The sequence below is a fragment of the Labrenzia sp. THAF191a genome (assembly GCF_009363335.1).
GTDB lineage: Bacteria > Pseudomonadota > Alphaproteobacteria > Rhizobiales > Stappiaceae > Roseibium > Roseibium algicola.
On record NZ_CP045333.1, the window covers coordinates 4,264,733 to 4,288,845 of the forward strand.

The 24,113-nt window shown below is 58.0% G+C and carries 27 protein-coding genes; 26 read left to right on the plus strand and 1 reads right to left on the minus strand.

The annotated features are described in order from the left end of the window. Window positions 1-49: 49 nt before the first annotated feature. Window positions 50-595 carry a hypothetical protein gene (locus FIV05_RS19655; RefSeq protein ID WP_152510687.1) on the minus strand — a complete coding sequence of 182 codons (546 nt, stop codon included), beginning with the start codon at window positions 593-595 and terminating at the stop codon, window positions 50-52. Window positions 596-788: 193 nt separating this feature from the next. On the opposite strand from FIV05_RS19655, the gene flgB reads away from it, so the two are divergent. From flgB to fliR, 26 genes are all read left to right on the plus strand, one after another. Then, entirely contained in the window at window positions 789-1,169 is a 381-nt protein-coding gene (flgB, locus tag FIV05_RS19660) for a flagellar basal body rod protein FlgB (protein WP_022998493.1), read from the plus strand. 12 nt (window positions 1,170-1,181) lie between these two features. Beyond that, entirely contained in the window at window positions 1,182-1,598 is a 417-nt protein-coding gene (gene flgC / locus FIV05_RS19665; RefSeq protein WP_152510688.1) for a flagellar basal body rod protein FlgC, read from the plus strand. A gap of 2 nt (window positions 1,599-1,600) precedes the next feature. After that, complete coding sequence (locus tag FIV05_RS19670; RefSeq protein ID WP_022998495.1) at window positions 1,601-1,933, plus strand: flagellar hook-basal body complex protein FliE; 333 nt, start codon at window positions 1,601-1,603, stop codon at window positions 1,931-1,933. Between the two features lie 48 nt (window positions 1,934-1,981). Further along, window positions 1,982-2,770: a flagellar basal-body rod protein FlgG gene (flgG, locus tag FIV05_RS19675; protein WP_075282136.1), complete on the plus strand. Its 789-nt coding sequence runs from the start codon at window positions 1,982-1,984 to the stop codon at window positions 2,768-2,770. A gap of 13 nt (window positions 2,771-2,783) precedes the next feature. Further along, window positions 2,784-3,239, plus strand: coding sequence for a flagellar basal body P-ring formation chaperone FlgA (gene flgA, locus FIV05_RS19680; RefSeq protein ID WP_152510689.1), 456 nt, complete (start codon window positions 2,784-2,786; stop codon window positions 3,237-3,239). 4 nt (window positions 3,240-3,243) lie between these two features. Beyond that, window positions 3,244-4,350: a flagellar basal body P-ring protein FlgI gene (flgI, locus tag FIV05_RS19685; protein ID WP_152510690.1), complete on the plus strand. Its 1,107-nt coding sequence runs from the start codon at window positions 3,244-3,246 to the stop codon at window positions 4,348-4,350. A gap of 193 nt (window positions 4,351-4,543) precedes the next feature. Continuing rightward, the gene (locus FIV05_RS19690) at window positions 4,544-5,086 is read left to right on the plus strand and encodes a MotE family protein (protein ID WP_209009717.1); all 543 of its coding nucleotides are present in this window, start codon (window positions 4,544-4,546) and stop codon (window positions 5,084-5,086) included. After that, window positions 5,086-5,790 (plus strand): flagellar basal body L-ring protein FlgH, encoded by a 705-nt coding sequence (gene flgH, locus FIV05_RS19695; protein WP_022998500.1) that lies wholly within the window; start codon window positions 5,086-5,088, stop codon window positions 5,788-5,790. Before FIV05_RS19690 ends, flgH begins: the two co-directional genes overlap by 1 nt. Window positions 5,791-5,820: 30 nt before the next feature. After that, the gene (locus tag FIV05_RS19700) at window positions 5,821-6,321 is read left to right on the plus strand and encodes a flagellar basal body-associated FliL family protein (protein WP_152510691.1); all 501 of its coding nucleotides are present in this window, start codon (window positions 5,821-5,823) and stop codon (window positions 6,319-6,321) included. Next, complete coding sequence (gene fliP, locus FIV05_RS19705) at window positions 6,318-7,061, plus strand: flagellar type III secretion system pore protein FliP (RefSeq protein ID WP_022998502.1); 744 nt, start codon at window positions 6,318-6,320, stop codon at window positions 7,059-7,061. Before FIV05_RS19700 ends, fliP begins: the two co-directional genes overlap by 4 nt. 307 nt (window positions 7,062-7,368) lie before the next feature. Beyond that, a complete protein-coding gene (locus FIV05_RS19710; protein ID WP_031268437.1) occupies window positions 7,369-8,271 on the plus strand; it encodes a flagellin in 903 nt (300 codons plus the stop codon). Between the two features lie 167 nt (window positions 8,272-8,438). Further along, window positions 8,439-10,085, plus strand: coding sequence for a flagellar basal-body MS-ring/collar protein FliF (gene fliF, locus FIV05_RS19715; RefSeq protein WP_152510692.1), 1,647 nt, complete (start codon window positions 8,439-8,441; stop codon window positions 10,083-10,085). Next, window positions 10,085-10,723, plus strand: a complete 639-nt coding sequence (locus tag FIV05_RS19720) for a hypothetical protein (RefSeq protein WP_055654457.1) — start codon at window positions 10,085-10,087, stop codon at window positions 10,721-10,723. Before fliF ends, FIV05_RS19720 begins: the two co-directional genes overlap by 1 nt. Then, complete coding sequence (locus FIV05_RS19725) at window positions 10,723-12,219, plus strand: MotB family protein (protein ID WP_152510693.1); 1,497 nt, start codon at window positions 10,723-10,725, stop codon at window positions 12,217-12,219. Before FIV05_RS19720 ends, FIV05_RS19725 begins: the two co-directional genes overlap by 1 nt. Then, the gene (locus FIV05_RS19730; RefSeq protein ID WP_152510694.1) at window positions 12,219-13,454 is read left to right on the plus strand and encodes a chemotaxis protein; all 1,236 of its coding nucleotides are present in this window, start codon (window positions 12,219-12,221) and stop codon (window positions 13,452-13,454) included. Before FIV05_RS19725 ends, FIV05_RS19730 begins: the two co-directional genes overlap by 1 nt. Continuing rightward, a complete protein-coding gene (locus tag FIV05_RS19735; protein WP_173013893.1) occupies window positions 13,444-14,727 on the plus strand; it encodes a flagellar hook-length control protein FliK in 1,284 nt (427 codons plus the stop codon). The genes FIV05_RS19730 and FIV05_RS19735 overlap by 11 nt, the downstream gene beginning before the upstream one ends. Then, a complete protein-coding gene (locus FIV05_RS19740) occupies window positions 14,681-15,256 on the plus strand; it encodes a transglycosylase SLT domain-containing protein (protein WP_152510696.1) in 576 nt (191 codons plus the stop codon). The genes FIV05_RS19735 and FIV05_RS19740 overlap by 47 nt, the downstream gene beginning before the upstream one ends. 169 nt (window positions 15,257-15,425) lie before the next feature. After that, window positions 15,426-16,700: a flagellar hook protein FlgE gene (locus tag FIV05_RS19745; protein WP_022998510.1), complete on the plus strand. Its 1,275-nt coding sequence runs from the start codon at window positions 15,426-15,428 to the stop codon at window positions 16,698-16,700. 33 nt (window positions 16,701-16,733) lie between these two features. Beyond that, window positions 16,734-18,224: a flagellar hook-associated protein FlgK gene (flgK, locus tag FIV05_RS19750; RefSeq protein WP_152510697.1), complete on the plus strand. Its 1,491-nt coding sequence runs from the start codon at window positions 16,734-16,736 to the stop codon at window positions 18,222-18,224. A 5-nt stretch (window positions 18,225-18,229) separates the two neighbouring features. Further along, entirely contained in the window at window positions 18,230-19,276 is a 1,047-nt protein-coding gene (locus tag FIV05_RS19755; RefSeq protein ID WP_152510698.1) for a flagellar hook-associated family protein, read from the plus strand. A gap of 51 nt (window positions 19,277-19,327) precedes the next feature. Next, the gene (gene flaF / locus FIV05_RS19760; protein ID WP_022998513.1) at window positions 19,328-19,678 is read left to right on the plus strand and encodes a flagellar biosynthesis regulator FlaF; all 351 of its coding nucleotides are present in this window, start codon (window positions 19,328-19,330) and stop codon (window positions 19,676-19,678) included. 4 nt (window positions 19,679-19,682) lie between these two features. Beyond that, window positions 19,683-20,156 carry a flagellar biosynthesis repressor FlbT gene (gene flbT / locus FIV05_RS19765; protein ID WP_022998514.1) on the plus strand — a complete coding sequence of 158 codons (474 nt, stop codon included), beginning with the start codon at window positions 19,683-19,685 and terminating at the stop codon, window positions 20,154-20,156. Between the two features lie 11 nt (window positions 20,157-20,167). Then, window positions 20,168-20,563: a flagellar hook assembly protein FlgD gene (gene flgD / locus FIV05_RS19770; protein ID WP_022998515.1), complete on the plus strand. Its 396-nt coding sequence runs from the start codon at window positions 20,168-20,170 to the stop codon at window positions 20,561-20,563. Between the two features lie 14 nt (window positions 20,564-20,577). Next, window positions 20,578-20,844, plus strand: a complete 267-nt coding sequence (gene fliQ, locus FIV05_RS19775) for a flagellar biosynthesis protein FliQ (RefSeq protein ID WP_022998516.1) — start codon at window positions 20,578-20,580, stop codon at window positions 20,842-20,844. A gap of 385 nt (window positions 20,845-21,229) precedes the next feature. Further along, window positions 21,230-23,320 carry a flagellar biosynthesis protein FlhA gene (flhA, locus tag FIV05_RS19780; protein ID WP_152510699.1) on the plus strand — a complete coding sequence of 697 codons (2,091 nt, stop codon included), beginning with the start codon at window positions 21,230-21,232 and terminating at the stop codon, window positions 23,318-23,320. Further along, the gene (gene fliR / locus FIV05_RS19785; RefSeq protein ID WP_022998518.1) at window positions 23,317-24,093 is read left to right on the plus strand and encodes a flagellar biosynthesis protein FliR; all 777 of its coding nucleotides are present in this window, start codon (window positions 23,317-23,319) and stop codon (window positions 24,091-24,093) included. The genes flhA and fliR overlap by 4 nt, the downstream gene beginning before the upstream one ends. Window positions 24,094-24,113 lie beyond the last annotated feature (20 nt).

Consider the following 24,113-nt stretch of genomic DNA (forward strand, 5'->3'; position numbering starts at 1 on the left):
CGGCAATGGAGTCCCGTTTCGAAGACAGAAATGAAAACATGGCACAACCTCAGTTGTTGGGTCTTGATGGGGCAAGCGGTCCCGTTGGCCTTAAGGGCTCTGGTCTGCTGGAACCGGGGAGTGCGGGCCGATAGCTGGGATCTCCCAGCGTCGAGGGGCGGTGTGTGACTGGTGATTGTGCGTTCCGGCAAAGGCGATATGCAAGATCGTACAAACCGCGCCAACCAGCCGGAGTGCTGCCAAGGTTGTCCAGCACTGCAAGTGCCCCGCCTGTCAATGCCCCCCTGCGTGCTCCACTTGGGCCTTCCCAGGCGCCACCTGCAACGGCTCCTTCCATCGCGCCGTCGACGATCGGCATGTCCGATTGATCCGGGTTGATATGCGCATCTGCGTAGGCTCTTGCGTAAGCGTCGCAGTTCGTGGTCTGGGCAGAAGCTTCTGGTACCAGGCAGGCAACTGAAGCAGCGATTGCAGCCTGCAGGAGCCCAGCCTTCACCAACGGGACACGGTGCATCATGAAGGCGCGATATATGAATGGGTGGCCCGAGGGTCTGGCTGCTTTCCTTGCGCAGGTCGGCGGCTGCAGACGTTTCATACGCTTCTCCCGAATACCGAATACTGAAAGGGCAGGGACGCCCGCACCGGTAATGCATGCACACCGAAGATTGTGCGAAACTTGCGTCGCAGGCGTCCGGAAAGGAACCCTGCCCAATCATCACGGTCGAACAGTTTCGGGCAAGCTTGGCTGACTATCCCTTGGGGCAACCTGAGCTGATAGGAGGTCTTCTATGGAACCTGTGTTCCTGACCAAACTCGTTTCGAATAGCAATGACTGGCTGTCCGTCCGCCAGGCGACCATTGCCGAAAACATTGCCAACGCCAATACGCCAGGCTTCCGCTCCAAGGACCTGGAACCTTTCACTACAGTGATCAGCAAGACCCAGCTTGCCATGACCGCGACCCATGACGGCCATCTTGGCCAGACCATGGAAGCTGCGCGCAAATCCGATGTCGAAAAGGCGGATAGCTGGACGGTTACGCATTCCGGTAACTCCGTCAGTCTGGAACAGGAACTCATGAAGGCAGGAGAGGTCGCGCGCGATCATTCGTTGAACGCCAGTATCGCGAAGTCCTTTCACCGCATGTACCTCTCCACAGTGAAATCCTAAAGGAAAACAATCATGTCCGATCCGCTTTCCGCAACCTTGCAGATTTCCGGCGCCGGTCTCAGAGCGCAGTCGGAGCGGTTGAGAGTTGTGTCCGAAAACCTCGCCAACGCCCGCTCCACCGGTGAAGCCGCCGGCGATGATCCCTATCGGCGCAAGACCATCACGTTTGAAAGTGAATTCAGCCGCGCCGTCCAGGCCAACCTGGTGTCCGTGAAGGACATCGGCAAGGACAAAGCCGAGTTCGCGGTGGAATACGACCCCGGCCATCCGGCAGCGGACGAAAGCGGCTACGTCAAGATGCCGAATGTCAACACGCTGCTTGAACTGGCCGACATGCGTGAAACCAACCGCTCTTACGAAGCCAATCTGAAAGTCATGACGCAGGCCCGCGAGATGGTCATGCGCAACATTGACCTGTTGAGGAACTGATCATGATCAATGAAATCTCCGCGCTGACATCGTCGACCGACGGCGTCCTGAAAGCTGCCTCCACCACCAGGTACACGGCGAGCACGCCGGATCTTGGCGGCACGGGCGCCGTAGGCGAAACCAGTTTCTCCGATGCGATGGCGAAAGTTTCGACCGATGCGATCGACAAGATCAAGCAAGGCGAAGCGGTATCGATTGCAGGTGTCGACGGACAGGCTTCGGTTCAGCAGGTGGTCGAGGCCGTAATGGCTGCTGAATCGACCCTCCAGACCGCAATTGCCATCCGCGACAAGGTCGTGAGCGCCTATCAGGAAATCAGCCGCATGTCGATCTGATCGAAGGCTTGGCCTCGATAAGCGATTGTAATTACCAGGAGAAAATCCATGAAAGCCCTTGCTATCGCCGCGACCGGCATGAGCGCCCAGCAGACGAATGTCGAAGTGGTCGCCAACAACATCGCCAACATGAACACCACGTCCTTCAAGCGTTCGCAGGCGGAATTCTCAGACCTTCTCTATCAGGCCGAGCGCCTCCAGGGCGTGCCGAACCGGGGTGGTGAAGATCCGGTTCCGGAAGGCGCTCAGCTTGGTCTGGGTGTTCGTACCGCCGGGATCCGCAAACTCCATGCCCAAGGCTCGCTGACCAACACCGGCAACCAGTTCGATGTTGCGCTCGACGGGCGGGGATGGTTCGAAATTACCGGCCCTGATGACGAAACGCTGTTTACCCGGGCCGGTTCGTTCAACAAGAATGCCGACGGCAGACTGGTGACCATTGACGGCTATGCCGTCGAACCGGCGATCATCATTCCGGAAGAAACCATTGAAGTTGTCGTCAATGAGTCGGGTCAGGTCTATGCCAAGGTCGATGGCGAGATGACGCCTCGTGAACTCGGACAGCTGACGCTTTCCAATTTTGCCAACGATGTCGGTCTGGAACCAGTGGGTGGCAACCTTTTCCGTGAAACCGAGGCCTCTGGCACGCCTGTTACCGGTGTTGCGGGTGATCCGGGTTTCGGCGTGGTTCGCCAGGGGTATCTGGAAAGCTCAAACGTTGATCCGGTGAAGGAAATCACTGCCTTGATCAGCGCTCAGCGCGGCTATGAAATGAACTCCAAGGTCATGAAAGCCGCCGACGAGATGGCCGGTACCGTCACCAACGGCATTCGCTAACAGGGAGAAGGTAATGACGATCCGATCCCTTTTCCTGGCGCTGGTCATGATCTTCAGCACCGGGGCAGCGAAAGCAGCGGGAGGCATAGATCTGCCGGTTCCGCGCCAGACCATACCGGCTGGAACCGAAATCACTCACCAGGATCTGATCGAACGATCGTTTCCAACGCGGACAGCGCAGCAATTCGCGGTGTCTACCAACAGGGGCCAACTGGTTGGCATGGTTGCACGGCGTACGTTGCTTCCAGGACAGCCGGTACCGATCAATTCGGTCGAAAAGCCGGTCCTTGTTCGTCGTGGTGAGCCGGCGCGACTGGTCTTCCGTGAGCAGGGGCTGGTGATCATCATGCAGGTGGAAGCTCTTCAGAACGGCGGAGCCGGCAACTTCGTACGCGTACGCAATGTCGATAGCGGTCTGGTTGTTTCCGGACGGGTTCAAGAAGACGGCACCATACGTGTGGAGAACTGAATTTATGACCCGGTTACTCGTTTTTGTTCTGGCTGCACTATTGGCCTTGCCGGTGTCGGCAATGTCCATGGTGCGGATCAAGGACATCGCCAGTCTGCAAGGGGTGCGCGACAACCAGCTTGTCGGTTATGGCCTCGTTATCGGTCTGAAAGGATCCGGCGATACGTTGCGCAATTCCCCATTCACGGAGCAATCGCTGCAATCGATGCTCGACAGTCTGGGGGTGAACGTACGCGATGCGCGGCTTCGGACGCGTAACGTAGCGGCCGTTGTCGTGACCGCCGAAATGCCGTCCTTTATCGGTCAGGGATCGACGATCGACGTAAGTGTCTCCTCGCTTGGCGATGCTACGTCACTTGCCGGGGGGACCCTCATCGCTACCCCTTTACTGGGGGCTGATGGGCAGATCTACGCGGTCGCGCAGGGCCCCGTTGCAGTGTCCGGTTTCGCGGAACTGGGGCAGGCGGAAAGCCTGACCCAGGGTATACCGACCGTCGGTCGGGTTCCAAACGGTGGTCTCATCGAAAGAGATTTGCCGGCTAAATTTTCGCAAATACCCAACCTGGTTCTCGAACTTTCCAATCCGGATTTCCGCACTGCAGTGCGTATTGCCGACGCGATCAACCAGTTCACCAGGGAGCGATACGGCATCAAGGTGGCCAAGGAGCGCGACTATCGCACCGTCGTACTCACTCCGCCGCAAAACATCAGTGTCACGCGGTTCATCGCGGAAATTGAAGCTATTCGGGTGACGCCTGACCAGATTGCGAAGGTCGTGATCGATGAGCGAACAGGGACTGTGGTCATTGGCAAGGATGTTCAGATTTCGACCGTTGCGATTACCCATGGCAATCTGACGGTTCGTATATCGGAAGCACCCGAGGTTTCGCAGCCGTCGCCGTTCTCGCTGAACGGCCAGACTGTGGTCGTGCCACGAACATATGTCGATGCTCAGGAAAGCGGTGGTCAACTGGCTGTTGTCGGTGGAACGGACCTGCCCACGCTGGTGCGAGGTCTCAACCGGATCGGTCTGCGACCAACCGGTATCATCGCCATCCTTCAGGCGATCAAGACAGCCGGTGCGCTACAGGCGGAACTCGTGGTGCAATAAGTCAGACCTGCTCCTATTCAGACAGGGAAACCAGCACTTATGTGGTCTGAAACCCTGAAGGGCGGGATGACGTCACCTTCATGAAAGTAATTCTGAAACGCCGCTTTTTGAAGCGGCGTTTTTTTGCGACAGCCTCACGCAAGCTCGATCTCCGATTGTGCGGTCAAAGAGGTTCTGCACAAGGGAAGGCCTTATGCCACGACATTTGGACCGCGGCCGCACATTCACGCTTCTGGTGCTTGCGGCAGTTTCGCTCACATTCGGCGGCCAGGCCATTGCCCAGGCGCCGCGTCAGAAGCCGCAGGCAGGCGAAAGCGCGATTGCGCCCGTACCGCCACAGGACAGCGAGCTCTATTGCAAGAACATCGCCGAAGCGGCTTCGGATGCGCGTATCAAGTGGCAGACCTGGAAACTGATCAGCCTGGAGGCAAGCCTCCGGGACAGGATTGAAGAATTGCAGCGCAAAGAGCGCGAATTCGAAAAATGGGTCGAGCGGCGCGAAGACCTTCTCAACGAAGTCGAGGACCAGGTCGTCTCCATTATCGGGCGCATGCGTCCGGAAGCAGCTGCGGCGCAGCTGCAGACGACCGACGAGGAAGCCGCCGTTGGCGTTCTCCTGAAACTGAAGGCCCGTGTTGCCAGCAGCATTCTCGACGAGATGGAACCTTCCCGTGCTGCCCAGCTGACCCAATCGATGATGGGCCTGACCCATCCCGAAATACAACGGAGTTTCTGATGCGCGCTTTTGTGATCTCCCTAGGAGCTGCGATGCTGACCGGCTGTGCCGGGCAGCTGGAAGACGTTGGCCGCGCACCGGAGATGTCTCCGGTCGGATACGGACTTGCCGTTCAACAGCCGGCAGCTTATCCGCTAAGCACTTTCGGCCAGGGCACGGTCAAGGACTACAACTCCTTGTGGGCCAGCGGTCGCGACAATTTCTTTGCAGACCCGCGTGCAAAGAAAGTCGGTGATGTGCTGACCGTGACCATCCAGATCAATGACCGCGCGAACATGGACAACAGTTCGGATCGCCGCCGCACTTCCGATATCGGCTGGGGCGGCACCATGGATTACGACTGGGATGGCATCGGGCATGGTGGCAGCGGCAATCTTGGCGTTGATTCCGGCTCCGGATCCGCAGGTTCCGGCTCTATTGATCGGTCGGAAGAAATCCAGCTGTCCGTTGCGGCCGTGGTCACGGACCGCCTGCCGAACGGCAACCTGGTGATCTCCGGCTCGCAGGAAATGCGCGTCAACTTCGAGATGCGCATCCTGCAAATCGCCGGAATCGTGCGTCCGCGGGATATCCAGGCCAACAACACCATTCCTTACGACAAGATTGCCGAAGCGCGGGTCTCCTATGGTGGCCGCGGCAGGATCACCGAGGTTCAGCAACCGGCCTGGGGGCAGCAGATCTACGACATCGTGACGCCCTTCTGAGCACTTCCTGAAAGTACCGGAAAGACCCAAATGCCTAATATCATCGAAGTTCCTTTTGAGGGTGCGCAGGAAAATCAGCGCAGCTCCGGTTTCGTCGCGGCGTTGGTGCTCCTGACGCTGATTGGCGGTGGCGCTGGAGCGGGCCTTGCAAAATATGTTGCTGACTACACCGAAGAGGAAGTTCATGGCCGGCTTCGCCAGCAACAGAGCTTCACCGAAACGTTGCCGTTTTCGCCTTCGACACGCCTGCAGACGCTTGAACCGCTCGTGACAAATCTGGCGTCGCCGCAAGATGCCTGGATAAGGTTGCAGGCTTCAATTCTTCTGGAAGACGATCCGGACGGTGATGTTGGTGTGCTCAAGAAAAAGGTCGAGGACGATTTTCTCGGCTACATGCGCACGCTTACGCTCTCTCATCTGGAGGGGGGGATCGGTTTGCAGCATCTTCGCGAAGATCTCACCGAGCGCGCTCAGACACGCACCAGAGGTCAGGTGAACGAAGTCATTCTGGAATCGGTGGTTATTCAATGAGCCGTCTTCTTGTTGCCGGCCTTGTACTGGTCGCGATGACGGGTGCTGCTGCTGCCCAGGTGCCGGATCTTTCTGCGTTGCTACCTGCAGGAGAGGGAAGTGCCAGCGGCCGTATCATCCAGATGATTGCACTCTTGACTGTGCTTTCTCTGGCTCCGGGCATCCTCATCATGGTGACGAGCTTCACCCGTTTCGTGATCGCTTTTTCGTTCCTGAGGTCCGGTATCGGTCTTCAAACAACACCGGGTAACCTGATCCTCATTTCGCTGGCCCTCTTCATGACTTTTTATGTCATGGCTCCAACCTTCGACAAAGCCTGGGAGCAGGGTGTTCAACCTCTGATGAACAACGAAATCTCCGAGGAAGAGGCCTACGTGCGGATCACAACTCCCTTCCGGGACTTCATGCTCAGCCAGGTTCGCGAAGAAGATCTCGTTCTATTTGATGACCTAGCGGCCGGCCGCGTGACAGAAAACGAAGCGGCCTCTGCAGAGGAAGTTGAACTGCGTGTCTTGATACCGGCTTTCATGATTTCCGAATTGCGCCGGGGTTTCGAAATCGGATTTTTGATCGCGTTGCCTTTTCTCGTGATCGATATGATCGTAGCAACGATCACCATGTCCATGGGCATGATGATGTTGCCGCCAACGGTGATATCGTTGCCTTTCAAGGCGTTGTTCTTTGTTTTGATCGACGGATGGAACCTACTGGTCGGTAGTCTTGTGCGATCATTCTTGTAACCGACGGGGGCGTCGGGGCGCAAAAGGGCGGGGCCGAAAGGCTCCGCTTTTTTGTTTTCAGCGATATGATCGCGAGCGATTATATCTTCCGATTTAACGTTGCGTCTCGGTGAAATTCGAAAAAGATCAAATTGCCCGTATCGACGTAAGCTTCACGCAAGATTGAGCCGCTAGGGTCATTTTCACAGCAGGTTGAACCCCAAACTACCCACGGTTCAAAAGCATGACGCTGCTCCTGCTGTGCCGGTGCAAACCCGGCATGTCCCAATCCAATCCAGTACACACTGACACATTGAAGGGACATATCATGTCTAGCTTGATGACGAACGCTTCCGCAATGACCGCTCTGCAGACTCTGCGGAACACCAGCGCCAACCTGGCAGAGACGCAGAACCGCATCTCCACCGGTTATCGCGTTGCCGGCGCGGAAGACAACGCTGCCTACTGGTCCATCGCAACCACCATGCGTTCTGACAACATGGCTCTTAGCGCCGTTGAAGACTCTCTGGGTCTGGGTGCTGCGACCGTCGACGTCATGTACACTGCTATGGACAGCACTGTTGATGTCATGAACGAAATCAAAGCCAAGCTTGTTGCTGCCCGTACTCCGGGTGTCGACCGCGGCAAGATCCAGTCCGACATCAACGAACTGCAGAACCAGCTTAAGTCGACTGCCGAATCCGCTGTTTTCAACGGTGAAAACTGGCTGTCTTCCGACGTGACCACCGTTACGTCGAAAGAAATCGTCAGCTCCTTCACCCGCGTCGGTGGTGCGGTTTCCGTTCTGACGACCACGGTTGATATCACCGCTACCCAGCTCTATGACACCACTGGTGGTGGTACCGGTATCCTTGACCGTGCTCTGACGAACGGTAACGTTGTCGACACCATCGACATCTCCGCTCTGACGGACAGCGCTGCCGACCTGACCACTCTGGAAGGCATGATCTCGGATGTCGACGAAGCTCTGGGCCTCATCACAGACTCCGCAACCCTGCTCGGATCCACCAAGAAGCGCGTTGATCTGCAGAAGGACTTCGTGTCCGCTCTGATCGACTCGATCGACCGTGGTGTCGGCCAGCTCGTGGATGCTGACATGAACAAAGAATCGACCCGCCTCCAGGCTCTGCAGACTCAGCAGCAGCTCGGTATCCAGGCTCTGTCGATCGCCAACCAGGGTTCGCAGAACATTCTGTCCCTGTTCCGTTAATCCAACCAGTTTATCTGACCGGATTTCCAGGCAAGAGGACCGCACCCTTCGGGGCGCGGTTTTTTTGTGTTCAGAATTTCCGTCTTCAAGCCCGGGTGACAGGCTCGCACAAGGTCCAGTTCCGATAGTGGGTCAAACAGAACGTTACGTGCATGAAGGGGTTATGCATGCCGGGCCGTGAACACGCCGAAAAACTATGGGCAAACCTGATGGAACTGGGAGTGCGCAGACTTATCGCGCTCGCCTTGATCGGGCTCGCCACAATCGCAACCGTCGGCGCGGGAGCATATTACTTGAGCCGACCGGAACAGACCGTCCTCTATACGGGTCTCGACGGTGAAGACGTCACTCGCATCGGTTCCGCGCTGCGGGACGCAGGCATTCCTTTCGACATCAATTCGGAAGGCTCCGCCGTCATGGTGAGCCATGCGCAGACAGCCAAGGCGCGCATGCTTCTGGCCGAAAAGGGTCTCCCGCGTGGAGCCAACTCCGGCTACGAGCTCTTCGACGAGTTGGGGTCGCTTGGCTTGACCTCCTTCATGCAGGAAGTGACCCGGGTGCGAGCGCTTGAAGGCGAGCTTGCCCGAACCATCCAGCTCATGAAGGGGATCCGGGCAGCGCGCGTTCATATCGTGTTGCCAGAGAAAGGATCTTTCAGGCGCGATCAGCAGCCGCCGTCGGCATCTGTCGTCATCCGTTCCGATGTGCCGGACGATGTTCGAACCGCCGATGCCATCCGCCACCTGGTTGCTGCCGGTGTTCCGGGCATGCAGGCCGACAAGGTTACAGTGCTCGACACGTCCGGAGGTATCCTGGCGGCCGGCAAGGATCCGACCAAGGCCTCCGCAGGCCAGCTTGCCAGCCTTGAGACTGCTGTCAGCAGCCGGATCCAGGAAAACATTCGCAAGACCCTGACACCATATCTTGGCCTGGACAACTTCGAGGTCAGTGTCGCCGCAGAACTGAACACGGACCGCAAGACGATTGCCGAGACGATTTTCGATCCGGACTCGCGGACCGAGCGATCCATCCGGACCATTCGCGAAAACGAGAACGCTCAGAATTCCAGCGTCTCGGCACCGACAACGGTCGAGCAGAACCTTCCTGAAGAGGATGTGTCCGCGGACAACGGTGAGCGTTCCAGCGAAGAAAACGAGCGGCGCGAGGAAACCGTCAATTACGAGATTTCCTCCAAGCGCATCGAGACCTCTCAGGATGGCTATCGTGTCGACCGTCTGTCCATTGCGGTTCTGGTTGATAAGTCCCGTCTTGCACAGTCTCTTGGCGGCGAACCGACCCAGGCTCAACTGGATGAACAGCTGACGGAAATCGAAGCTCTGGTTGCCTCTTCTGCGGGGATTGAAAAAGAACGGGGAGACCTGGTCAAGGTTGCTGTTGTCGACTTCATCGACGGCGGCCGGGCCATGGAGCCGATCCCGCCGATCAGCATCACCGAGTATCTGATGCGCCAGTCCGGCAACATCATCAATGCGCTCGCAATCCTGACCGTGTCGATGCTTGTTATCTGGTTCGGTCTGCGGCCTGCCGTGGCTGCCCTGGTGCCGCAAATGGCCAAGCCGCAGGTCGAAATGGCCGAACTCGGAATGCTGCCGGAGGCTGCGGAAGGGGCTGCAGAAGCAGTCGACGGGGATCAGACTTTCCTGATGCCGCCGGATCATTCCGACATGCTGCAGGACCTCAACAGCCGGCGCAACAAGTCTGCGCTCCGGAAGCTGGAATCCTTGCTGGAGTTCAACGAGGAACAGTCTGCAGCGATCCTGCGCCAGTGGCTCTATGAATCGGAGCGCATCTAATGACCACCTCAATCGCTTCCCATATTCCCGTCCTGTCCGCCTCCAGGTTCAAGTCCTTCGGTGCATTCGATCCCGCTCTCGTGGACGTTCTGGAGCCTTGCGAGGAAGCTGTGCCCGAACCCAGCCTGGAAGAACAGCTCCAGGCCGAATACGAGCGCGGTCTGGCGGAAGGCAGTGACCGCACGATGGCTCATTTTCAGGCCATCCTGGAACAGGAGCGCGAGGAGCACGCAAGGCAGCTCAAAGACGAGCGTGACCGGTTCGACATGCGTGAATCGGCCAACGTCAGCGCCTCCATCGAAGGCTTCCTCAATGTGATGGAGCAGCGGATCTCCTATTCGCTCTCCAAGCTTCTTCAACCTTTCCTGACAGAGCAGATCGTCGACCAGCTGGTCGATGCCTTTGCCGGCAATCTTCGGCAACTGACCGAGGAAACGGAGGGCAAAATGATCAGGCTGCGCGGACCGGAAACTCTGGTCAGCCGAGTGCTGGAGCAGTTGCCGGCCTTGAGAGACCGGATCGACGTTCAGCATGCTGATCAAGTCGAACTGGTGGCTCTGCTTGACGAGACAACCATTGAAACACGGCTCGGACAATGGCTCGGCCAGCTTGAAGCCTTGAAAGGGGAGGCAGACTGATGTTGGACGGCGTCCCGAATGAAATCGTAATTGTCCGGCGCAAGAACAGCTGGGAAGACGATCAGCTGCCACATGGCGTCTGGAAGATTGCCTACGCGGATTTCATGACCGCATTGATGGCCTTTTTCCTGGTCATGTGGCTGATCAACGTGACCGACGACAGCGTGCGTCGCGGCGTTGCGCAGTATTTCAACCCGGTCAAACTTGCCTCCACGGCTCCGAACCGCAAGGGCCTGAACGATCCGGAGATCAACGGCGATACCAACGAAGCCGGCACCAAGCTTTTCACCGGCAAATTGGGTGGGTCTGATGCGCCGGTCGATCAGGATGAGAACTTCGGTGATGGCCTGGACAAGGGACATAGACTGGAGGAGGTGGTCGAGACACCGGAGATGGGCGGAGCGCCGGCCTCGGGGCAGTTTACCCAGACCCATTCGGAATCGATCCTTTTCACGGATCCCTATGCCGTACTCGACACCCTTTCGCAGAAAATCCGTGTCGCTGATGTGCGGGAGGACAACCCAAAGGGTATCGGTACAGGCCTTCAGAAAAACGAAGGCGTTCAGGGTGGGCAGGCCTATCGGGATCCCTTTGATCCGATGTTCTGGCAGTTCCGTCCTGGCCGAGGTGTCGCCAGTGCCGAAGCAGCGCCTGACGTAAGTTTGCCGGGCGATGGTACCGCGCCTTCTTCCCAGGCTCTGGCCGGCGAATTCGCCTTTGCCGCGCCGTTTGAAGATGGCACGCAACCTGACACCGGCGTTACCCGTCAAAACGGAAACACTGCCCCTCGAAATGGGCCTAGCAACGGGGACTACATGGCGGAACAATCCGGAACGACGTCCTTTGAATTTGTCGGCAACGGCGCACTTCCCGACAACGGGGATACGACGGATCAGGTCGTCGCTCATGTGCTTGGCAAGTCGCTTGCGGCGTCTTCAACCGAGGTGATCGCTGAAGTCCAGACTGAAACGGTCATTGGTACTGGAGACGGTGAGGGCACCTACGAAGAAGACTTCACGGAAAGCAGCGCCGAGGTACTGGTCGCCCGTCTTTCGGAAGTCCTTGCCCAGACTGAAGGGACAGCTCTTGAGGAAACCGCCAGTCAGATTACGGTGACGAGAGAAGGTGAGGGAGCCTTGATCAGCCTTACCGATGACCAGAACTTCGGTATGTTCGCAATCGGGTCTGCCGAGCCGCGCCCGGAACTCGTCAAACTGCTTGAACGGATTGGCAAGGTGGTTGCCGAAACTCCGGGACAGATTGTCATCAAGGGTCATACGGACGCGCGCCCTTTCAAAAGCAAGACCTATGACAACTGGCGCTTGTCGTCGGCACGCGCCCACATGGCTCTCTACATGCTCACTCGCGGAGGTGTCGGCAAGGACAGGTTCAACCGGGTCGAAGGCTATGCCGATCAGGATCTGAAGGTTCCGTCCGATCCTCTTGCTGCCTCCAACAGGCGGATTGAGATCTACTTGCTGGAAGGGGCTCGGTAATGTGCTGCCTTTCCATCAGGATCCCTTGCGTCAAAGGTCTGCTCCTTGGCTTGATGGCGGCCGTCTTCTGGGCGTCGGCTGGCTGGGCGCAGCAGGTTGGCAAGCAGACTTCGGATCCGGAACCATTTGAAATGATCCGGTCGCTGCAGTCCCTGCAGGAGCAGATCGCACAGGGCAACAGCCATGCGATGCAGGCGCAGCGAGCCTTGCTGACAAAGATGGACGCAAGTTTTGTCGTGTTGCCAGCCGATGCGTGGCAGGAACCGCGCAACGCCCGGGCGGCCGTCATCCATCTTCTGAGTGGCGGACATCCAGACGTAATGCGGTATCTCTTGTCTCTAGATCCGGCACCCGCTGTCGACCGCAAACTTATGGAAGCGTCGCTTGCCTATGTCGAAGGCAGGGAAGAGGACATGGTCGTTCTTCTGGCGGAGATCGATCCGCTGGAACTGCCGGCAAGCCTGGGGGGGCATGTCGCACTGGTAAAGGCTGCACCCTACATCCGCACGGATCCGGAAAAGGCGATGGAACTGCTTCAGGTCGCCAGCCTACTGATGCCTGGAACGCTCGTTGAGGAAGCTGCTCTTCGCCGGGAAGTCTTCGTCGCTGGGATGACCGGCAACGTCGATCGCTTTCGAGTTCTCAGCATCCGGTATCTTCGCCGGTTCCGCACGTCGGTCTACGCTGGTGATTTCCGCAGGCGATTTGCCCTGTCACTGGACACGCTCGGATTTGTCAAAAGCGAGGACAAGTTCGCGCTCCTGGATGACGTGCTGCACGAATTCGATGCCGACAGCAGGCGCGGTCTTTATCTTCGTCTGGCCCGTTCCGCCCTGCTGGCAGGCCATCTGAATGTCGCGCGAAAGGCAACGGGAGAAGCGCTGACGCTAACCGTCGACGGCACCAAGGAAAACGAAATCCTGAAGATCTATCTTGCGGCGACCCGTCTCGACCCGGAGTTCATTACAGCAAACCGAGACCTGTTGTGGTCGATCGACAAGTCGATCCTGACTGCGCAGGACCTGGCGATGCTTGACGGCGTCTACACCGTGCTCAACTCGGTCCGGCATTTTCCGGAGCCGCCGCCCAACGTGATCGGCGAATTCAACGTCGCGACCAATATGGACGCTCCTGAAGATCAAAGCTGGGTCAGCGCGGACATGGAACTTGCGAATGTTCTGTTGCGCCGGACGGGAAAGTCCCTCGCTCAATTGGGAGAACAGGATGAGCGTTAACACTCAGGCTTTCGTTCCGACTGCGCCGAAGTCCGGCAAGTCGACGGACGCTGGAACGGGCGAGCGCGGGCAAACCTCTTCCAAAGAAGCCGCGGCTGCATTCCAGGCCGTCATGCAGAACATGAAAAAAGGCGAAGCTGCCGAAGATGCGGCAGGAAAACCCGGGTCTGAAACATCTGATCAGGCAGACGGGGCTACGGGCGGCGCCCACGGCAAGACCGGTTCCGGCAAGGAACAGGCGGCAGGTTCGGCGGCGTTTTCGACCAGCAATCTTGTCGACGCCCTGCGGCAGGCTTCCCAGAACGCACTGTCACGCAAGGCGAAAGATGGCGAAGGCCTGGATGGTGCGGCAGAGGGACAAACGGACCCGAAGGCCGAAACCATGTTGCAGAGTTCAGCAGCCCATGTGGGATTGTCACTAAATGCGGTGCTGGCTGGAAAACCCGGGCAGGTTCCCTCGTCACAGGCCCAGTCCGGTGCAGCCCCGATGCCTTCGCTCCTGCAAGGGCAGGCCAACGGCATGCCGGTTGGCGATCCCGATGGACCTGTACAGACCGGAACGTCTTCGCTCTTCGCGCAGTTCGGCGTCGAACCGGAGGCAATTTCCGACGGCGAGGGACGTGGGGCTATTGGCCGGTCCATGTTGCCGGAGGAAGCGGCGGGCACCGTCAAGGTTTTGCGCCAGGAAACCCACTTTGCACCGAATATGCGACTCTCCCCCGCGCAACAGGTTGGTGACCAGATCGCCGCTGCGGTCAAGGATATGGCTTCCAGCTCCGCATCACTTGACGGTGGCATATCTGCCAAGGCGGAAGGCCCTGTTCTGAAAACACTGGATATCCAGCTCACGCCACATGAGCTGGGCACCGTGAAAGTGTCTCTCAGGATGGTCGGTGATACAGTGGAAGTGTCGCTTGTAACGAGCAGGGCGCAAACTGCGGAACTCCTGAAGCAAGACCGGCAACTGCTCGATCAGATGCTCAGGGCGACCGGGTTCAAGGCTGATGCCATCACGATCCAGGCCGGAGACGACCGGATCCAGGTCCAGGCGGGAAGCAACGCTTCAGGCCCTCAGGCCCAGAACCAGAATGGCGCTGGTGGCGGCAACCCGTTTGACGGCCAACCGCAGAGTTCCGGCAACGGTGCCGGACAGCAGAATGGGCGTCCAGGACAAAACACCAGAGAAGACGCGTATCAGACTTCTGAAACAAAAAGAGGAACAGGTCATGAGGAAGGTTCTGACATCAGCCTTTCTGACGGCATCTATCTTTAGTGCTCTCGCCGTTAGCGTGCCTGCGGCTGCCGAGACCCAGAACGTTTGCGAACGCGAGATGATCTCGGCAGCGCGAAAGTACAACGTGCCGCTCGGCGTGCTTTATGCGGTCGGGCTGACGGAAACCGGTCGGCGCAACTCGCTGTACCCCTATGCCCTCAATATCGAGGGGAAGTCCGTGTTTCCTCCCAGCCGGCAAGCCGCGAAGCAGGATGTGATTGATGCACAACAGCACGGCAAGAAGCTGATCGACATCGGCTGCATGCAGATCAACCATCACTACCACGGTGACCAGTTCCGTTCGGTGGATCAGATGCTGGAACCACGTGCAAATGTGCAATATGCGGCAAGGTACCTGAAGGACCTGAGGCGGCGCCAGGGATCCTGGACGATGGCTGTTGCCCGTTATCACGCGGGGCCGAACAATGATCCCGCGCAAAAACGGTATGTCTGCACGGTGATCCGCAACATGGTTGCTTCCGGTTTTGGAAACTGGACACAGCAGTCAAAGCAATTCTGCGGCGCCTGATCTCTGAAAAGCACCGGACAGCTTGACCGGTGCTTTCGTTTTGTTTGATAGATAAATTTTTACATAATTAAGTATCTGAATGGAAAGAATAATTATTTTCTCGCAACAGCTTCGCGCAAGTTAGGTCGGTTTGACTGTCTCCAGTTGATTTGGACACAGGAGACCTGTCATGGGCCTTTTCGGAGTTATGCGAACCGGCGTTTCCGGCATGAACGCGCAGTCGAGCAAGCTCGGCACAGTTGCCGAAAACATTATGAACTCGAGTACGACTGGCTATAAACGCGCCCAGTCGGAATTTTCCTCACTGGTCGTTTCGCAAGGGGCTGGCTCGTTCAACTCCGGCGGCGTCGAGGCGCACACCCAGTACCAGGTTTCCAAGCAGGGAAACATCAGCTTCACCACGTCGAAGCTTGATCTTGCGGTGGATGGCAACGGCTTCTTTGTTGTCGGCAACGAGGCAGGTGAAAGCTTTCTGACCCGCGCCGGTCACTTCGTTCCGGATGGAGATGGCTATCTCCTGAATACGGCCGGCTATTATCTCCAGGGTTATCCGATCACGGGCAACACCGCGCCAACAACCGTTGCCAACGGTCTTGGTGGTCTGGAGCGGATCAACATCACCCAGAACCAGCTGGAAGCCACTCCCACCAGCGAAGCGTTCCTGCGCGTGAACGTGAGTGAAGACGCGGCGATTGTACCGGCGGCGGATCTGCCGTCTGCCAACGCAGCGACCGCGAGCTATTCCCACAAAACTTCCATGATCGTGTACGACAACCTCGGCAACGAGGTGAAACTGGACGTCTATTACTCCAAGGTCACGGAAACGGCTGCAGACAGTGACTGGGAAGTCTCGATCTACAACGCGGCGGATGCCGCACCCGGCGGCGGGTTTCCCTATACTGCTCCGGCATTGAATACCCAGACGCTGACCTTCGACGTCACCACAGGCAATCTCACCGGTGCCAGCGCGACCGCAATCAATATCGCGGTTCCCAACGGTGGTACCTTCGACCTGGACCTTGATCAGTCGACCTACCTGAATGCCGATTTCACGGTCACCAACGTTGATGCGGACGGGAACGCACCGAGTGCGGTGAAGAACGTCGAGTTCTCTGACGACGGCACTCTGTTTGCCATCTACACCAACGGTGACCGCCGGGCGATCTACAAGATCCCGCTGGCGGATGTACCGAGCCCGGACAGGCTCTCCAACAAATCCGGCAACGTCTACAGCACCTCCTTCGATTCCGGTGATGTCCGGGTCGGTTTTGCGGGCGAGGGCGGCCTGGGCAGCATCAAGGTTGGTGGTCTTGAGGACTCCAACGTCGATCTCGGCAACGAGCTCACCTCGATGATCGAATCCCAGCGCACCTACACGGCCAATTCCCAGGTGTTCAAGGCCGGTTCCGACCTGCTCGAGCAGCTCGTCAACCTGGTCCGCTAACACGGCTCACCCGCCAATCGGAAAGTTATTGTCATGAGTTTGTCTGTAGCCCTCAAAGTCGCCCAGTCCGCGCTGGCCGCAAGGCAGACAGAATCCTCCGTGGTTTCGCGAAACATTGCCGGGGCTCAGGACCCCGGCTACTCGCGCAAATCCGTTCTGTTGAGCCAGACCTACACCGACACCGGTCAGGCCGGCGGCCTCAAGGTCGACGGTATCGGCCGGGTGACGGACAGCGCGCTGTATTCGTCGCTCCTGTCCTCCACCTCCACTGGATCCTCCCAGGAAGCGGTCCTGGCGGGCCTTACCCGTCTCGCTGAGACCACAGGCGATACCCAGAACCACATGTCCGCTGCGGCAAAGCTCGGTGCGCTGAAGCTGTCGCTTCAAAACTATGCTTCCGACCCCAGCAACGCGATCCAGGCTCAGGACGTTCTGCAGGCCTCCAAGGACATGGTGCAGACGCTCCAGTCCGGGACGGCACTGGTGCAGGATGTGCGCACCAATGCGGATGCGGACATGGCGACCTCCGTGCGTGAGATCAACACGCTGTTGAAACAACTCGAAGATCTCAACTCGGTTATCGTGCGGGGAACGCAATCGGGGGCTGATGTCACCGATGCCCACGACAGCCGCGACCAGGTTCTGCTCAAGCTGTCCGAGGAAATCGGCATTACCACGCTGAACCGCAGCAATGGCGATATTGTGGTCTACACGGACAGCGGCGTGACGCTGTTTGAAACCAAGGCCAGAGCGGTCACCTTCGAGCCGACCATTGTTTATGGTGCTGCTACCACGGGTAATTCCGTGATGGTGGACGGCGTTCCCGTGGCGGGACCGGGCGCACTCATGGAGATCAAGTCCGGCAGGCTGCAAGGACTTGCTGAACTGCGCGACGAAGTAGCGGTAACCTATCAGAGCCAGCTCGACGAAATCGCGCGTGGTCTGATCGAAGCCTTCGCCGAAAGCGATCAGAGCGGTGGCGGCAATCCGAATCAGGCTGGCCTGTTTACTTGGTCCGGTGCACCGGCGGTGCCTGCATCCGGCACCCATATTACCGGGCTTGCTGCGGAAATTGTCGTCAATGCCAACGCCGATCCGGATCAGGGCGGCGACCTGGACAGGTTGCGCGACGGCGGCATCTCCGATCCGTTCGATCCCAACTACAACTACAACCCGTCCGGCGCTGCCGGGTTCTCCGACCGTTTGCAGGAACTGGTTTCCGCCTTTGACAAGGACACCGTTTTCGACAGCGGCGTGGAACTCGATCCGACCGATACGCTGTCCGGCTTTGCCGCTTCGTCCGTCAGCTGGCTGGAAGCCGGTCGAAAGACCATGACGAGCAATGTCGAGGTGCAGACCGTCATTCTCAGTCGGACGGCTGAAAACCTCAACAACAAGACAGGCGTCAACATCGACGAAGAAATGACGCTGCTACTGGAAATCGAGCGATCCTACTCAGCAGCGACACGGCTCATCAGCGCCGTCGACGGCATGCTGGAAGACCTTCTGGCTGCGGCGAGGTAACAGTTATGAAAACCACCTATATCTCCACGATCACACTCGCCGATGCGTCTCGTCGGCAGATCCAGAACCAGTCCAGCCTCGTGCAGAAGCTCAGCATCGAGCTGTCCTCCGGCCGTAAATACGACGTCGGCCTGGATCTTGGGACAAAGACCGGCGAAAGCGTGTCGCTTCGGTCCGAGTTTCATTTTCTCAATGGCATCATGGATACCAACGCGCTTACCGCGTCGCGGCTCGATGTCAGCCAGGCGGCAATGGGCGACATTCTGACGGATGCACAGGACTTTCTGGCGACCCTTGTAGCCCTGCGCGAGAACAACGGCAGTTCGGATATCGTCAAGGCGGATGCCGTCGGCAATCTGGAGCTTCTGTCGTCCCGTCTGAACACCCAGCTCAACGGCAATTTCGTCTTTGCCGGCATCAATACGGATCAGGAACCCTTCGCGGACTATTCCGATCCGACGTCTGCGAACAAATTGGCCGCCGATGCAGCGTTCATGACCGAGTTCGGGATGGCGCAATCCAACCCGGGCGTTTCAGGCATCACACCTGCGGCAATGTCCACTTATCTGAACGGTGCCTTCGAGACGATGTTCCAGAACCCGGCCTGGGGCACGTCCTGGTCGAGTGCGTCCAGCAACGTGATGGTCAGCCGCATTTCGGCGAGTGAAACGGTTTCCAGTTCCGTCAGCGCAAACGAGCAGGCCTTCAGAGACCTGGCCGCGGCCTACACGATGATGTCCGACCTCGGTAACGAGGACCTTGATCCCGAAACCTGGAAGGTCGTGGTCAACAAGGCGATCGAGAAGCTCGGCACTGGTATTGCCGATGTCACCAGCCAGATGGGCAAGCTCGGCAATGTGCAGGAGCAGGTCAAGCTGGCGAGTGAACGGTTGAAGGTTCAAACCGACATCCTGAACCGGCGCATCAACGACCTTGAAAACGTCAATCTGGAGGAAACGTCGGTGCGTCTCAACACGGCTCTGACACAGCTTGAGACCACCTATGCGGTCACGGCCCGCATGCAGGGTCTGAGCATTCTCAACTACCTGTGATCGTGGCCGAATGTCTGATTTTTCGTATCAAACCCAACCTTGAGAGGGCCCATGTACAATCTGTCTTACGCTGAGGTTATGGACGATCTTTGCTCTGACCAGCGGCTCAACGAACATGAGGCAATGTCGATCGTTATCGGCAAGCTCAACGTCGCCCAGGAGCGCGGCGTCAAGTCTCCCGAAGCCGTCGACGCGCTGTTCTACACACGGCGCCTGTGGAGCTACTTCCTGGAACACCTGGCGGACGACGCCAACGAATTGCCGATCGAAACGAGAGCCAATCTGATCTCTGTCGGCATCTGGGTCCTGAAAGAGGTCGAATCCTTGCGCCAGTGGGAGCAGGAGGATTTCTCCGACATCATCCAGATCAATTCCATCATCCGTGACAGCCTGGACGGTTAAACTCATGAAAATCGGTTTGAAAGCGGGCGAACGCCTGTTCATCAACGGTGCGGTGATCCGGGCCGAACGGAAAACCAACATCGAACTGCTGAATGATGCCGTATTCCTGCTGGAAGCCCATGTGCTTCAGCCAGAAGAGGCGACGACGCCGCTTCGCCAGCTCTACTTCATTCTCCAGACCATGATCATCGATCCGGCAGCCGCTGGTGCGGTTCAGGACATGTTCCATCTCGTGCTTGGTTCCGTGAAGTCGGCGTTCTCGAACAAGGAGGTGCTGATGCATCTCGACAAGGTCGAGGAGCTGGCAAAAACGGATCGGTGGTTCGAGGCAATGAAGGTTGTGCGTGCGCTCTATCCGCTGGAGGCAAGCCTGATGCTGGCTGAAAAGAACCGGCGCGCGCAGGAGACCCGGCAGACCGCGCCCCGGCCGGCGCCAAGAGAAAATTTTCAGTACGGCCCCCGGCTGGCCGTTGTTTAAGGAGTGATTAGATGACCAGTGTTGAAGGCGTCAGCGCCACCCAGGGTGCTGCCTCGACTGCATCCGCGCAGAAGCAGCTGACTGTCGACTACGACACGTTCCTGCATCTGATGATGGCTCAGATGCAGAACCAGGATCCGACCAATCCCATGGACGCGTCCGAACAGCTCGCGCAGCTCGCAAGCTTCAGCCAAGTTGAGCAGTCTATTCAGACCAACGCCAAGCTGGAAACGCTTCTGACCAACCTTTCGTTCGGTCAGGTAGATGATCTGATCGGGCGGACCGTGACCGACGCCAACGGCACGACGGGTGTCGTGGAAAAGGTTGAAGTCTATTCCGACGGCACCGTGCTCGCGCTCGACAACGGTCAGGGTGTTCTGCTTGGACCGGGTGTAACCATTTCCTGAGCGGATGGAATGACATGAATGAAGTTGATGCCCTGGACCTGGTCCGGACTGCAATCTGGACGATCCTCGTCGGATCTGCCCCAGCGATCGTACCGGCGATGATTGTCGGTATCGGAATTGCGTTGCTGCAGGCCTTGACCCAGGTTCAGGAAATCACCCTTACCTTCATTCCGAAGATCGTGGCGATTCTGGTCATGATCGTGGTCGCCGGACCTTTCATCGGCGGCCAGATCTACTCGTTGACGACCCTGATCTACAATCGGATCGAAACGGGGTTCTAGCGACGGTCTGCAGCATTGCGCTTGCTTGGTTTCAGGTGCAGTCGTGGTCCTGAATTTATTTGTCGTCCTGATTTGCATCGAAAGCTGTAAGCCGGGATCAGGTACTTTGCGTTGTCGGCGAAACATTTCACCTTGGCGTATGTAGCCAATGGATCCAGGCCTTTGCCGGGATGACAAGGTAGATGCGTTTCTAGTATCCATTTCTCCTTGAACCACGATTTGCTTCAAGTGCGACCGCGGCTCCCTTCGGAGCGTGGAGTGACCATCGTCGGTCAGAGCACTCAACCTTTCCCGAACTTCCCTCCTGAAATCCTTCTTCAAAAAAGCCTCGCGCAAGCTTCACGGGCGAGGTTGCCAGGTATCAGACCTGCAGCAGAGAGAAGGCATGACAGACACCTCCCTTTCGCCGGCTGCCGGCAATGCGCCGGACAGCCGCCGCGACGTCGGCTTTGCCATAGGCATCGTCCTAATCCTGGCCGTTCTTTTTCTGCCAATACCGACATTCCTGATCGATATCGGCCTGGCCATGTCGATCGCGCTGTCGGTCTTGATCCTGATGGTTTCGCTCTGGATCCAGCGTCCGCTCGATTTCTCGTCTTTCCCGACGATCTTGCTGATCGCCACCATGCTGCGGCTGTCGCTCAATATCTCGACAACGCGCATGATCCTTGCCAACGGCCACGAAGGGCTGAATGCGGCAGGCTATGTGATCAACGGCTTTTCGCAATTCGTGATGAGCGGTGACTTTGTCATCGGTCTGATTGTTTTTGCGATCCTGGTCATCGTCAACTTCATGGTCATCACCAAGGGCGCAACCCGTATTGCGGAAGTCGGCGCACGCTTCACTCTGGACGCGATCCCGGGCAAGCAGATGGCGATCGATGCGGATCTTTCCGCAGGACTTATCGATGACAAGGAAGCACAGCGTCGGCGCAAGGAACTGGAAGAGGAAAGCTCCTTTTTCGGCGCGATGGACGGTGCCTCCAAATTCGTTCGCGGCGACGCGATTGCCGGCCTTATCATTACGGCTGTGAACATCCTTGGCGGCATCGTCATTGGCGTGACCCGCTATGACATGACGGTTTCCAACGCGGCAGACGTTTTCACCAAGCTCTCCGTCGGCGATGGCCTCGTCTCTCAGATCCCGGCGCTGATCGTTTCACTGGCGGCTGGTCTGCTGGTGTCCAAGGGCGGCACCAGGGGGTCGACCGACAAGGCTGTTCTCGGCCAGCTTGGCGGCTATCCGCGTGCCCTGTTCGTGGCAGCGATCCTGATGGCCATCTTCGCGTTGATGCCGGGCCTGCCCATGTTGCCGTTCCTGCTGCTGGCGATGCTGATGGGCTTTATCGGTTATGCCATTCCGCGGCGCTTGGCAGCGGCGAAAAAGGTCGAGGACGACAAGAAACGCGCAGCGGAGGAACAGGCAAAGCTTGAGGAAAAGGACTCCGTCAAGGAAACGCTAAAGTCGGCTGAGGTCGAACTGGTTCTTGGCAAGCAGCTCTCCGCCGAACTGCTGACGCGAACCGGTGAACTGTCTCGCCGCGTTGCGAAGATGCGCCGGAAGTTTGCCGAGCAGTATGGTTTTGTCGTGCCCGACATTCGGGTTACCGACAGTCTGACGCTTGATCCGAAGAGCTACCAGATCAAGATCCACGGCACCATCATCGCCTCGCAGCATCTGAAAGTGGGTGAACTGCTGGTCATTCCGAACAATGACGAGGCACTGCCGGTACCGGCTGACCAGACGCGTGAGCCTGCATTCGGGATGCCAGCCTACTGGGTGCCGCCTGCGTACAAGGACGAACTCAAGCGCCGCGGCATGACGCCGGCCGAAAACATCACGGTCATCCTCACGCATTTGAGCGAAGTGATCCGCAACAACCTGCCGCAGCTCTTGTCCTACAAGGATATGCGCAAGCTGTTCGACAGGCTGGACCCGGAGTACCAGAAGCTTCTCGACGATATCTGTCCGGCGCACACGTCTTTCTCCGGACTGCAAGCGGTGCTCAAGCTTCTATTGGCGGAACGGGTTTCGATCCGGAATCTCAACCTGATCCTGGAAGCCGTTGCCGAGATCGTTCCACACGTCCGCAGATCGGAGCAGGTGGTGGAGCACGTTCGAATGCGCATCGCCCAGCAGATTTGCGGCGACCTTGCAGAAGGCGGCTCTCTGAAAGTGCTGCGTCTCGGAAACCGATGGGATCTAGCCTTCCACAATGCCCTGAAACGGGACGGGAAGGGCGACGTCATCGAGTTCGACATCGAGCCGCAACTGGTGGAGGAATTCGGCACGCAGATGTCCGACGCCGTCAAGAAACACATGAAGGACGGCAGCCGCTTCGCGGTGGTAGCGGCACCTGATGCCCGGCCATATGTACGCATGATCGTGGAGCGCATGTTCCCGACCTTGCCGGTGCTGTCGCATCTTGAAATCGCACGCGGAGTGGATGTTTCAGCGCTTGGAAGCGTCTCGTGATTTCCGGCGGTCTCTTTTTCAGCACCTTCAGCTCGTCGCTGCTTCTGGCGGTCTTCCTGTTGTTCTGCCGGATAGGAGCCTGCCTGATGGTGATCCCGGGGTTCGGCAGCAACCGTGTGCCTGTGCATGTTCGCCTGTTCATCGCGCTTTCCGTCGCGTTGGCCTTGTCGCCTCTGTTGGCGCCAGGCGTACAGGCGTCCTTGCCGGATGAGCAGCTCGGCACTGTTGCCGGCTTCATCGGGGCAGAGTTGCTGACCGGAGCCTTCATCGGTTTTCTGGGACGCATCTTTCTGGCGGCTCTGGAGACTTTGACGACGTTGGTGTCCATGGCAATCGGCCTGTCGAACATGCCAGGCATGCCGATCGATGGCGTGGATTCCCTGCCGCCTGTCGCAAACCTTTTCACGGTGACGGCAACGGCGATGGTGTTCATCACCAACCAGCACTGGGAAATTCTGCGCGGGCTGGCAGCCTCCTATGAAGCGATCCCGGTCGGGCAGCCGCTGGCGGCCGTGACAAGCCTTGAGCAGTTTGCCGAGCAATTGGGCCGGACCTTCATCCTGGCATTGCGGGTGTGCAGCCCGTTCATCGTCTACACGGTCGTTGTGAACTTTGCCGTCGGCCTCGTCAACAAGCTGACACCGCAGATCCCGGTCTACTTCATCTCCATGCCGTTCGTGATCGCGGGTGGTCTCTACTTTCTTTATCTCGTCATCGCGGAGGCCATCATGATCTTCCTCGACGGCTACTTCACTTGGCTCCAGATAGGTTAGGCAATCCTGACCGTGAAAGG